Consider the following 12723-nt stretch of genomic DNA (forward strand, 5'->3'; position numbering starts at 1 on the left):
CAAGACAAACTGTTTTTTATAGCATTGCTGATTGAGAAGCAATATGTTATCTGTATTGCTGGGAAGTAGCTGGACGTAAATAAACTTACAGCAGCTTTGATGTATTTGAACCACACCTGTGTAGGGGCACAGAAAAAGCTCATTGGTGTCAAATTAAGCCAAAACCCTCTTAAAACCTCGTTTCCAGCCTCTGGTTGGAAATGCACCTCATTGCGGTGCCGCGAGTAAGGAAGGCGGAGCCTACTAGTACGCCACGGCGTAAATCGAGCAACCATTTAAAATCCTTAAAAAGCCCATTCCATAATACTTTTGACTTTTGACTTTTGACTTTTGACTTCCGCCTTGCGGTACTAGGAGGCATTAAGAGCCAAAGACTTCTCTTCTAGGCAATCTCTCAAAGCTCTGTCTAGACTGGTTTTTACGTTAAGTTGACACCAATGAACATTCCTGTGCCCCTACCGCGCAACCTTATTTATCTGAAAATAGCTGTAATTATAAAACTTTTCAGTGGTTAGTTGTGAGTACAACTGATTACCAACAAAATGCTGATCACCAAATTAGCGATCTAAATAATTGCTTAATCTAGAAATCACCGTCTTTGGATTAATTTTTGTAAAATTACGTGTAAGTTGTCAGTTGTTTTTACCATTGATAACTGACAACTGACCAATAACTATTAGGTAATATTGGATGGCACGAAAACTGCGTCGTTTTTCCAAAGTAGTAACTAAGCCACATGAAGATGAGTTCTATCACCAACCAGGGACTCTACCAGGAACCATTATTATTGATCCAGATGCTCCACCACCAATAATTTTCTTGATTGATTATAACGAAACCAATTTCATCCGTGATCAAATAGTAACCCCAGAGGAGTGTGTCCCATATCTGGAAAAGGAATCCATTTCTTGGGTGGACGTACAAGGTTTAGGCAGTCAAGACATCTTACAACGATTAGGTAAGGTTTTTGAATTACATCCTCTAGTTTTAGAAGATGTAGTCAATGTACCGGAGCGTCCCAAAACAGAGGATTATGAAGACCAATTACTGTTTATTGCCCGGATGGTAGTACCAAAGGAAAGAATATGTGGTTTTTACAGTGAGCAAGTGAGTTTGATATTGGGGAAAAATTATTTGCTCACAGTACAAGAAGAACCAGAGCATGATTGCTTTGAAGGGGTGCGATCGCGAATTGAAAAAAACAAAGGTATCATCCGTAAACAGGGAGCCGATTATTTAGCTTATGCGGTGTTAGATGCAATTATTGATGGCTTTTTCCCGGTGCTAGAGGTTTATGGGGAACGAATCGAAGATTTAGAAGAAGAAGTAATAGTCAAACCTACCCCACAAACACTACAAAATATTTATCAAATTAGGCGAGAATTACTGCAACTACGTCGTGCTATCTGGCCACAGCGGGATGCAATTAATTCTTTGATTCGAGATGGTAGTGAACTGATTGGTGAGGAGGTGCGAATCTACCTGCGAGATTGTTATGACCATGCCGTGCAAGTAATGGATATGGTGGAAACTTACCGAGAACTAGCATCCGGGTTGATGGATGTGTACCTCTCAGCAGTAAGTAACAAAATGAATGAAATCATGAAGGTACTAACGATAGTTTCAACAATTTTTATTCCACTGACTTTTATTGCCGGAATATATGGTATGAATTTCAGTACTGAAAAATCGCCATATAATATGCCTGAATTGAATTGGTATTGGGGCTATCCACTTTGCTTGGCAGTAATGGCTGCGATCGCATTTGGTTTGCTATTCTTTTTTTGGCAACGGGGCTGGTTGCAAAATTCTGTGACAATGAAGCGTAATTAATAATTGCAGATGGGCGACGAATCGATATACATTCATTAGCACCGGGAGTTAAGATTTTTGAGTTATGAGGAGTAGCGACCAGAATTTAGTAGTTTTGACGATTTATATTATCGGTGTTTCCTATGTTTTTAACCGCATGGTTGAATCAATCGATGACCAAGTTAAATTTGAGTTTAAGAAAGGAATTGTTGACGAGCAACTCAAAGAACAAAATCTCGACGATAAAGTTGGGATTTCTTTTAAACTCAAATCCTCATATCCAATTGACGATTTGAAAGATTTATCACTTAGCATTGAAAATAAATCTGACAATATTGCCATATACGTTGACTGGGACAATAGTTCTTTAGTAGTTGAACATAGCAAGCAATCGCGGCGCGTGATTCGGAAATCACCAGACTTAACCCGCGACTTAGCAGTCCCCCAAAGTCCTAGCCTGATTGCCCCTAAGAAAACACTTTCTGAAACGGTGACAGCAGAAGATGTATTTGAGCGCGATCAAGTAGCTGGAACCTATTTAGCGAAAAAACCACTAATTGATATTAATGGGCTGCAAAAAGGACAAAAAAAGTTGTATAACGACTTTATTAACAGAAGAAAGGAGTTGGACTTTTCTCTGCAACTGGTGCTCAGAGTATCTGAGGTGCGTTTAGGTCTAGCCCCAGGTCGTGATTTTCCTGCCATTAGTATTATCAATTGTCCTTTCACAGTCAGGAAACTACCTTGGACTTACGCTCTACCTTGGAATAAAAAAAAGTAATACCAACCAGACAGACTATGCCATCCAAGATTACACTGGATCTAAGGAGAGAGTAGGCGCAGGCAGTTGCAGATCAGTCATAGTCACTGGTTTGAGGAAAGTCCGGACTCCCGAAAGACCAAACTTGCTGGATAACGTCCAGTGCGAGCGATCGTGAGGATAGTGCCACAGAAAGATACCGCCAATCAATTTTAGATTTTAGATTTTAAATTTTGGATTGAATCTAAAATCCAAAATCCAAAATCCAAAATTGTTTGGTAAGGGTGCAAAGGTGCGGTAAGAGCGCACCAGCAGTATCGAGAGGTGCTGGCTCGGTAAACCCCGGTTGGGAGCAAGGCGATAGGAACTACGGTTGGTCTTTTACCAGTTCCGCTCAACGAGAGCCGCTAGAGGTGTCTGGTAACAGCCATCCCAGATAGATAACTGCCCTCGCAAGAGAACAGAACCCGGCTTATGTCCTGCTCTCTCCTCTGTAATGGAGTATGAACCTTTCACGGTTTGTACTCCATTATTTTTTGTAGGGATTTTATACGATGTAAGATTCTACGGCTCGTGTAGTAACCGCCTAATTAGGTTTCGACTAAACGAATCGCACTTGATTGCTGCATTGTGGTCACGGTCTAGAGAACATCCGCAGGATGGGCATGAGTGCCAGCGGTCGGAAAGTTGCTTCTTGACCTTGTGACCGCAATTTGAGCAGTCTTGAGATGTGCCGTTTGGATTCACAGCAATTGCAAGCAATCCGGCTCTTTCAGCCTTGATTGAAAGAATTTGCAGGAATTGACCCCATCCAGCCTCAGTTATAGTCACAAAGATGTTTTATGGAACGGCTCTTACTTCATTGCGTCGTGTGGAGGAGTTACAGTTTCAGCCTTGAAGCGGTACATCGAAAACCAAGATTCTCCGTCTTGATGCCTGAGAGATTGTTAATTGCGGTACTGGTAGATTCTCGCGTCAAACATAGTTCACAAAGGAGCACCGCAATTAATGCGCCATTCATCTCACGCCAAATCAGAGATTATGGACGTGAGGCTTCTGTCTTATCCAGCTAAAAACAGCTATATTTTATTGTGGATGCCCTGTAGGCAAAGAAATTTTGCTTTTACAAGAACGTTATCGTTTACTCAAGCGGATTGGTGAAGGGGGATTCTGCAAAACCTTCCTCGCTGTAGATGAAGGTCAGTTTCCTCCAGTTCCTTGCGTCGTTCAAGAATTATTGCTGGAATCCGAAACACCATTAGCCTTTGAGCAAAAAATGCAACGGCTAGAGGAATTAGGAAAACATCCCCAAATTCCCGCTTTATTAACTTATTTTCAGCAGAACGGGCATTTTTATTTAGTGCAAGAGTTTATTGCAGGCACTAATTTAGCTCAGGTGGTTGAGGAGGAAGGCGCTTTTAATGAAACTCAGATTTGGCAACTGTTAGAAGATGTGTTGCCAGTTTTACAGTTGATTAGCGATCGCAACATCATCCACCGTGATATTAAACCCCACAATATCATCCGTAAATCCCCAATTACAAAAAAGGGGGATTTCGTCATAGTCGATTTTAGCACTGCGAAAATCGTTACCGAAATTGAGCGGTTAACATCACAAACCAGTATCGGCAGTCCAGAATATGCTGCATCAGAACAAGCGAGGGGAAAAGCGGTTTTTGCTAGTGATTTATATAGCTTAGGTGTAACTTGCATTTACTTACTTACCCAGATTTCTCCCTTTGATTTATTTGATATTGCTAATGATTGCTGGGTTTGGCAACAATATCTTACTACTAAGGTAAGCGAGCGCTTGGCGCAAATCCTCGACAAGCTGCTGCAAAATGCTGTTAACCGCCGTTTTCAATCAGCTGATGAAGTTATGCAAGCAATGGGTATGGAATCTAAAACTCAAAATCCCAAATCCCAAATTCAAAATCCTCCTTGGCGCTGCTTGCATACTCTAACTGGGCATTCTGGGACATTGAGTAGTGTGAATGCCCTTGCCATCAGCCCTGACAGTAACACTTTAGCCAGTGGTAGTGATGATAAAATCGTCAAATTGTGGGATTTAAATACCAAAAAAATCCTGGCTAGTTTATCAGGACATTCCCAAGCTGTAAAATCAGTCACCTTCAGTCCTGATGGGAAAATTCTGGCAACTGCTAGCGACGATAAAACTATCAAATTGTGGCAGGTTGAGACATTAGAGGAAATCTGCACCCTATTGGGACACTCACACGCTGTAAAATCAGTTGCTTTCAGTCCAGATGGACAGATTCTTGCTAGTGGTAGCTGGGATAAGACAATCAAACTCTGGGATGTAAATACTGGTACAGAAATTTGCACCCTAACTGGACACAAATTACAGGTAAATTCAGTGGCGTTTAGTCCCCAAGGACAAATTTTAGCCAGCGCTAGTTATGACAGAACAATTCGCCTGTGGCAATTGAGAGCATTTGGAGGGTTTGAGGAAAAATTTCAAAACCGCCCATGCTATCGCTTGTTAGGCACCCTTTCGGGTCATGCATGGGCGGTTTTGACAGTCGCTTTTAGTCCTGATGGTCAAATTTTGGCGACGGGTAGTGATGATAACACTATTAAATTGTGGGAGGTAAACACTGGTCAGCTAATTTGCACACTTGTAGGCCATTCCTGGTCTGTGGTGGCTGTGGCTTTTACTGCCGATGGCGAAACGCTCCTAAGTGCAAGTTGCGACAAAACAGTTAAACTTTGGAGGTTAAGCACAGCAGAAGAGATTGTTACTCTCTCTGGTCATGTAGACTCAGTATCTGCTGTTGCTGTAAGCAAAGTTACACAATTAATTGCAAGTGGCAGCAGGGACAAAACTATCAAACTGTGGCAGCTTGTAGAACAGCACAATCGCTAATATTGTAATATCAGGCGCTACCTGTGAAGGCAACTTCTGGAAATTTCAACTGAGCTTCTGCCATTGGACGGTTTCTGCCTTCCTCTTGCCAGTAGTTAATCACTTCTGTCGCTTTATTAAGCAACTCGACACGATCCAGGTCAGTAATCCAATGTTTGGACTCTAGTTCCTTTTTTAACTCTTCCCAGGCATCATTTCTGGGCCAAAAAAAGTACTTAGTTAAAGGACTTGTGCCTTTGCCTACAACTTGATCGACCGCTAGAGCGACGTTTTCGTCTAACCACAGAATTTTCAAAATAAACTTGGTCAATCACACCTCCGGGAATTTCCGGGCATTACTTAACTAGGATAGCGATCGCTTATTTTAACGCAATACCCGATCAAATGACCAAACAGTGATTGAGAATGGACTAACATAAAATCTAGTCGGGGTTATATAGAGATGCTTATGACTAGCATTTACGATCATTGGGATATTATTTTTACCCAACTCCCCTACTGCCAGACTGACTCTTAAGTTTTTAAAAAGGAAAATCAGGGGTTAGCTTCGTTTTTGTTAAGGATCAGATCGACCAAGCTATCTATGAGGCGATCGCACTCTATTGGCACAATATTTCTACCATGCAGCAAATCTCGCATAATCACAAAATGCAGCAGCGTTCCGATAAACGTTCGGGCTGCAACTTCCGGGTCAGCAAGCTGAAGTTTAGGATGAGTAGCAAAGTATTGCGCTAGAAAGTCAAAATTCGGCTTTTCAATATTTTGGACAAACGCCTGTCCCAGTTCTGGAAACCGTCCTGACTCACTAATGATGATTCTGAAAAACCTTAGCTCTTGAGAGTTTTGAGCAATCTTGTCAAGCATTTGAGTGGCATAACGTCTCAAAAATACAATCGGTTCCTCTTGTAATGGTGGAAAGTCTTGTTGCTGAAAAAAGTTTGTTCTCACTGCCATTCGTTGAATCAGGGCAGTAAACAATGCCTCCTTATCGGCAAAATGGCGGTAGACCGTGGCTTTAGAGACTCCTGCTCTAGCGACAATTTTATCGATCCTGGCACCTGCATAGCCATGCTCCAGAAACTCCTGCATCGCTCCTTGCAAAATCGCTTCAGTTTTTTCGGGGGATAAATCCCGTTCAACACTCTTAACGTTACTCATCACTCAATTTTCCCGGTTTGCTGGGCATCCACTAATACTATTGACTGATTTCCATCATACCTCTTGACAAGACGAAACTGTTTTGTTTAATCTGATTTTAGGCAACACGAAACAGTTTCGTCTTTTTATTACCCAACTCAGGCGAGACCAAAATAAACCCAAATTTAAAATCTTCGAGCTTCATCCGTTTATCGGTGAGGTGAATCAAAATCCCAAATTTAAAATCCAAAATCTCTTGACGGAGTTAAGTATTTTATGTCATTTGATCGCCCAATTACATCTGGATCTTTCGATCAAACTGATGATTTGAAGAACAGTGCTACCAACGGCTTTGGTTCGGTCGTAGCTTCAGTGTCTACACCGCGTCCGACTGAAGAAACCTCTACTATACCTCCTGGAAAACGGAAAGGATGGCTTTCGGCAATACTTGTTATTCTTGTGCTTGGGGGCGGGGGCTTTGTGGCTTGGCAATTATTAGGCAAGCGAGAAGCCCCGCCATCACAAGCGCCACCGCCTCTCCCGGTTAAGGTGCAGACTGTTGAATCGAGTCAAGTTCAATCGACCTCTGAGTTTGTCGGCATCCTAGAAGCCCAGCAGCGCGTTTCGCTTCAGCCGCAAATTCAGGGGCGAATCGAACGCATATTTGTATCCAGTGGCGATCGCGTCACCCAAGGAACGCCGATTCTGTCTCTAAGTTTGGATCAGACTACAGCCAACGTTAAGAGCGCCATTGCTACGGTTAACTCGAATCGTGCGGCTGTAACAACCGCCCAGGAACAGCTGGAAGGGAAACGAGCCGATCAAGTTAAAGCAGCGGCAGATGTGAAATTACAGCAAGTGCAGTTCCAGCGAACCAAGGTGCTTGTAACTGAAGGCGCACAGGCGCGACAAGAACTCGATATTGCTAAAAACAAACTAGATGCAGCGATCGCCACCCTAGCGGCTGCCCAAAAGCAGGTAAATGCAGGGCAAGCAAGTGTCAATCAGGCACTATCGAACGTGCAGCAAGCCCAGGCTCAAGTTGCCTCAAGTCAAGTGAATCAGAACCAGAAGCAGATAGTTGCACCGTTTGATGGTATCGTTGGCGATTTCTCCGTGAAAGTGGGCGATTATGTGAATATTGGCGGCAACTTGACCACAATTACCAAAAACGATCTCTTGGATATGCGAATTTTGATACCGTCCAACAATGCTGCCCAATTGCGTCGGGGATTATCTGTAGAGCTACTGGATGCCAACACAGGTAAGCGTTTAACCACCGGCAGTATTAACTTTATTTCGCCGCAAGTGAATACATCTGCCCAATCTATCTTAGTGAAAGCTCGATTTACTAATTTAAATGGCAAATTGCGGGATGGGCAATATGTTCGCGCCCGGATTATCTGGAACCAGCAGCCGGGAATTTTGATTCCGACTCAAGTAGTGACTCGCATTGGTGGACAGAGTTTTGTTTTTGTGGTGGGAGAAGACAAGTCAAAGAAAAAGCCGCAATTCGTCGTGCATCAAAAACCTGTGAAGTTAGGTGAGGTGCAAAGCGATCGCTATCCCATTTTAGAGGGAATTAAACCAGGCGATCGCGTAGCGGTGTCTAACATTCTCAAACTGCGTGATGGCGCACCCATCCAACCACAACCTTAGAAGTTAATACCAATTTTCAAAAAGAATGTGACACATAGTTAGGTGAAAGTCATTCTGGGTAGGACTTTCTCAATCTAAAATCCAAAATAGTATAATTATCATGTCGATCGCAGACAATTTTATCAAGCGACCTGTCTTATCAACAGTTTGCACCCTGCTAATCTTGCTGATTGGTGGCATCTGTATTCCCTTGCTGCCGATTAACAACCTACCAGAAATTGCGCCGATTCAGGTGCAAACCTCCAGCGTCTATATTGGCGCAGATGCCCAAACTGTTGAAGATACCGTATCAACCGTGATTGAGCGGCAAGTGAACGGGGTTGAGGGGATGCAGTACATGACTTCAACCAGTGGTAACGACGGCTCCGGCACGATTTCAACTCTGTTTGACCCAACGAGTAACCGTAACATTAACCAAGTTAACGTGCAGAATCGAGCTGCGATCGCCCAACCGACCTTACCTGAGTCTGTACGGCAAACTGGACTGACCACCGTAGCACGTTCTAACAGCATTCTCCTAGTCTATGGCTTCTATGCTGAAAATAGCGAGTACGACAACATCTTTTTGAGTAACTATGTTGACCTGTACATCACTGATGCCATCAAGCGCGTTCCTGGTGTGGGAGATACCAGACTGGTTGGGGAACGCCAATATGCAATGCGGCTGTGGCTTGACCCAAACGCTTTAGCCAGTCGGGGCTTGACGGCAACGGATGTTAGCAGTGCGCTAACTTCTCAGAATGTTCAGGTGGGGGCAGGGTCGATCGGTCAAGCGCCCACGCAGGCAAATCAGAACTCGAATTTCCCGCTACGCATCAATAGTAGATTAAAAGATGTCAAGGAATTCGAGAACCTGGTGATTAAGTCCCAAACCGACGGGACGCTGGTTAAACTCAAGGATGTGGGACGAGCCGAGTTAGGAGCACAGGACTATACAACTTCGGCACTGGTACAAGGCAAACCCGGCGCTGCCATATTGATCTATCAACTTCCGGGCAGCAATGCGCTGGATACTGCCAAAGCTGTAGAAGCCCAGATTGCAGAGTTAGAGAAAAACTTTCCCCCCGGTTTGAAAGCCGTCATTTGCTACGACACCACCAAGTTTGTGGAAGTCTCAATTGAAGAAGTAGTCAAGACGCTGATAGAAGCGATCGCCCTAGTGGTGCTGGTGATTTTCATCTTTTTGCAAGATTGGCGGGCTACGATCATTCCGGCGATCGCTGTTCCTGTATCCTTGATTGGTGCATTGGCCTTTGCCTATGTCCTGGGCTTCTCACTCAACACGTTGACCATGTTTGGATTGGTACTGGCAACGGGTCTGGTGGTAGACGATGCGATCATCGTCGTAGAGGGGATTGCTGCCAAGATGGAACAAGGCTTAGACCGACGGCAAGCTGCTTTTGAGGCGATGGGGGAGCTTTCAGGCGCGGTGATTGCCACCTCCTTGGTGTTGATAGCAGTATTTATCCCGGTGTCCTTTTTTCCGGGCGCGATCGGCATCATGTATCGGCAGTTCGCACTAATCATTATCTTTTCCATCGGGATTTCTTTATTCAATGCCCTGAGTTTCACACCCAGTATGTCTGCAATCTTCCTGCATCATGCCGAGGGGGAAGGGCGAGGGCCACTAGGCTGGTTCTTTCATCAGTTTAACCGGGGCTTTAGCTGGGTGCTGGAGCAATACGAGCGTCTGACCAAGTTCCTGCTCCGCATCCGCATGTTCGTAGTGGGGCTATTTATCCTCGGACTTGCGGTAACGGTGTTTATCTATATTTCCGTCCCCAGTGGATTTGTGCCAGATGAGGATCAAGGCATCATCGTCGGTCTGATTCAGGCTCCTGATGGTGTCTCCCTCGCCTCCACCGAAAAAGTGGTTAACACTGTGTATCAAACCCTGCAAAAAGAAGTGCCTGAGATGGAAGCGTCTCTCGTCATTGGCGGCTTTGGTCTAAACGGCAATGGACCGAATCAGGGGACGTTTTTCTTTAACCTGAAAGAGTGGAAAGAGCGCCAGGGTGAAGAACATTCGGTTAAGGCGATCGTACAACGGCTGAATGGTATTTTCAGCCAAAATCAGGATGCGATGATCTTCGCCTCCAACTTGCCCGCCGTCTCTGGCTATGGCGTGACAGGCGGCTTTGAATTTCAGCTTCAAGACCGCACCAACGGACAACTGAGTATCGATCAATTTTTGGCGATCGCGCAACAGTTGATTGCAAAAGCTAATCATAACCCCGCCTTACGCCAAGTGTACACTCAATTTACCGCCAGCACTCCTCAGTACGAGATTAACATTGACCGCGATCGCTTAGAAGCCCTCGATGTCGATTTTAGTCAGGCAATGAATACTCTGGGTGCTTACATGGGTGGGCAGTATGTCAACGATTTTACCTTCTCCCAGCGCAGCTACCGGGTATACATCCAAGCAGATGAACAGTTTCGCAACTCTCCAGACAATATTGGTCAAATTAATGTCCGTTCCAGAGGTGGTAATCTGGTGCTATTAAATGAAGTCGCAAAAGTGACTCCGATTACAGGCCCGCAAACAATCAGCCACTTCAACTTATTCCGCTCGATCAAGATTCAAGGCAGTGCTGCCCCAGGTTACAGTTCTGGGCAAGCAATTGCGGCGATGCAGCAGACGTTTAAGGAGATTGAGCAACCCGGTTTGGGTTACGACTGGACAGGGCTTTCCAGAGAAGAAACCAAGTCTGGTGGACAAACGATTCTGCTCTTTGGTCTTGGTCTTCTGACTGTGTTTCTAATCTTGGCGGCGCAGTACGAAAATTACATCGACCCAATCATTATCCTACTGACGGTACCGTTTGCAATTTTAGGCGCTCTGTTATTCGTCTCAGTGCGCGGGTTGGTCAACGATTTATACTGTCAAGTGGCATTGGTGATGTTGATTGGTTTGGCAAGTAAGAACGCGATTTTGATTGTAGAATTTGCCAACCAATCGCGGGAGCAAGGAATGACGATCGCCCAAGCTGCACTCCATGCAGTTCAACAGCGACTCCGCCCCATTTTAATGACCACGATCGCTTCCCTCGTCGGCTTCCTTCCTCTAGTACTGTCATCCGGGGCTGGTGCAGCCAGCCGGGTGTCGCTCGGTACGGCGGTGTTTGGCGGCTTATTGGTCTCCGTCATCATGAGCCTGCTACTGGTACCCGTCCTTTATGTGGTGGTCAAAAACCTCACAGAGTTTGCCTTTAAAGGTAAACCTCCCAAGCCACCCCAATCGTCTGAATCTACTCCATCTAGGGATTTAGCCTCTTTGTAATGGAAAGGCTCAAGTAACAGTCGTCAAGTCTCAGGGAGATGCCCCTACTTAACTGCTTGAGAGCAATGGGGATGCGATCGCTCTTAGAAGATGTGTTTATCCGAAAATATCCCTTTGACCCCTCTTTAAACCTCTCTTTGCTTGCCTAACGGCAGGCTGACGCCAACGGGGAGAGGCTTTAAATTTTGACTAGAATCAGATATAAAACTCTTTTGCTCCCTACCCATGACTCAACAAACTTCTGCAAAAGCAATTGTTGTTTTCGATATTGATGGCGTTGTGCGCGATGTTAGCGGTTCTTATCGGCGAGCGATCGCAGATACTGTAGAATATTTTACTACCCAAGCATATCGTCCAACCCCACTCGATATTGACCAACTAAAGTCCGAAGGCGTATGGAATAACGATTGGGAAGCATCGGAGGAATTAATTTACCGCTACTTTGAAACCCAAGAACAGACCCGCGAGCAACTGCAACTAGATTACAATGCGATCGTTGCTTTTTTTCAATCGCGTTACCGAGGTCCAGACCCCAACAATTTAACGGGGTATATCTGTAATGAACCTTTATTATTGCAACCTAGCTATTTAGAGCAACTTACCCAAGCGGGGATTGCTTGGGGATTTTTTAGCGGTGCGACTCGTACTTCCGCTAACTATGTCTTAGAAAAACGCCTGGGCTTACAATCTCCTGTGTTGATTGCGATGGAAGATGCACCAGGTAAACCTGACCCCACTGGACTTTTCGCCACAGTTCGCTTACTAGAGAATGGAATTGAGCAAACATCAGTGATCGTGTATGTGGGAGATACGGTAGCAGATATGTATACTATCGAGAAAGCACAGGCTTTAGATTCTTCTCGCACTTGGATTGGTGTAGGGGTTTTACCGGCCCATGTCCAGGAAACATCAGCGCGTAGTAATGCCTATGCTGAGACACTGCTAGCAGCAGGAGCAGTGGTAGTTTTAAGTAATGTGCAAGAATTAACTCCAAAGCAGATTCAGGAATTGGTAAGTTCATTTGCCTGATCTGCGTTCTAAATACAGCTTTGCGTAAAATCGTGGCGTTTTATAATCCAGAGAAACGCATTAACACTGCGACCGATGCATTGGCATTGTATCGAGACGCATTAACATTGCGACCGACGCATTGGCATTGTATCGGGACGCATTAACACTGCGACC

Annotated in this window: 8 protein-coding genes, 1 other RNA gene and 2 pseudogenes; 8 read left to right on the top strand and 3 right to left on the bottom strand. The window is 44.8% G+C overall.

What is annotated here, in order from left to right; translation table 11 throughout:
• Nucleotides 1-690 precede the first annotated feature (690 nt).
• The 3 genes from corA (at nt 691) to rnpB (ending at nt 3062) form a co-directional block, all read left to right on the top strand.
• Nucleotides 691-1833, top strand: coding sequence for a magnesium/cobalt transporter CorA (corA, locus tag V7K85_RS28850; protein ID WP_334818940.1), 1143 nt, complete (start codon nt 691-693; stop codon nt 1831-1833).
• A gap of 64 nt (nt 1834-1897) precedes the next feature.
• Nucleotides 1898-2593: a hypothetical protein gene (locus V7K85_RS28855; protein WP_334818942.1), complete on the top strand. Its 696-nt coding sequence runs from the start codon at nt 1898-1900 to the stop codon at nt 2591-2593.
• Nucleotides 2594-2642: 49 nt separating this feature from the next.
• Nucleotides 2643-3062, top strand: an RNA gene (gene rnpB, locus V7K85_RS28860) — RNase P RNA component class A.
• Nucleotides 3063-3136: 74 nt separating this feature from the next.
• Here the strand turns inward: rnpB and V7K85_RS28865 are convergent.
• A pseudogene (locus V7K85_RS28865) lies at nt 3137-3400 on the bottom strand (zinc ribbon domain-containing protein); the annotation flags it as partial.
• A gap of 3 nt (nt 3401-3403) precedes the next feature.
• Here V7K85_RS28865 and V7K85_RS28870 point away from each other — a divergent pair.
• Nucleotides 3404-3505: pseudogene (locus tag V7K85_RS28870) on the top strand (transposase); the annotation flags it as partial.
• Between the two features lie 184 nt (nt 3506-3689).
• Complete coding sequence (locus tag V7K85_RS28875) at nt 3690-5459, top strand: serine/threonine-protein kinase (protein WP_334818944.1); 1770 nt, start codon at nt 3690-3692, stop codon at nt 5457-5459.
• Between the two features lie 10 nt (nt 5460-5469).
• Here V7K85_RS28875 and V7K85_RS28880 read toward each other — a convergent pair whose 3' ends face one another.
• Both V7K85_RS28880 and V7K85_RS28885 read right to left on the bottom strand, forming a co-directional pair.
• Complete coding sequence (locus V7K85_RS28880; RefSeq protein ID WP_094333099.1) at nt 5470-5769, bottom strand: 30S ribosomal protein PSRP-3; 300 nt, start codon at nt 5767-5769, stop codon at nt 5470-5472.
• A gap of 224 nt (nt 5770-5993) precedes the next feature.
• A complete protein-coding gene (locus V7K85_RS28885; RefSeq protein WP_334818946.1) occupies nt 5994-6617 on the bottom strand; it encodes a TetR/AcrR family transcriptional regulator in 624 nt (207 codons plus the stop codon).
• Nucleotides 6618-6872: 255 nt separating this feature from the next.
• On the opposite strand from V7K85_RS28885, the gene V7K85_RS28890 reads away from it, so the two are divergent.
• The 3 genes from V7K85_RS28890 (at nt 6873) to V7K85_RS28900 (ending at nt 12567) form a co-directional block, all read left to right on the top strand.
• Nucleotides 6873-8255 carry an efflux RND transporter periplasmic adaptor subunit gene (locus V7K85_RS28890; protein ID WP_334818948.1) on the top strand — a complete coding sequence of 461 codons (1383 nt, stop codon included), beginning with the start codon at nt 6873-6875 and terminating at the stop codon, nt 8253-8255.
• Between the two features lie 100 nt (nt 8256-8355).
• Nucleotides 8356-11538, top strand: a complete 3183-nt coding sequence (locus V7K85_RS28895; RefSeq protein WP_334818951.1) for an efflux RND transporter permease subunit — start codon at nt 8356-8358, stop codon at nt 11536-11538.
• 225 nt (nt 11539-11763) lie between these two features.
• The gene (locus tag V7K85_RS28900) at nt 11764-12567 is read left to right on the top strand and encodes a TIGR01548 family HAD-type hydrolase (RefSeq protein ID WP_334818953.1); all 804 of its coding nucleotides are present in this window, start codon (nt 11764-11766) and stop codon (nt 12565-12567) included.
• The last annotated feature ends 156 nt before the right edge of the window (nt 12568-12723 follow it).

Source organism: Nostoc sp. (assembly GCF_036917615.1).
In the GTDB taxonomy this organism is placed as follows: Bacteria; Cyanobacteriota; Cyanobacteriia; order Cyanobacteriales; family Nostocaceae; genus Nostoc.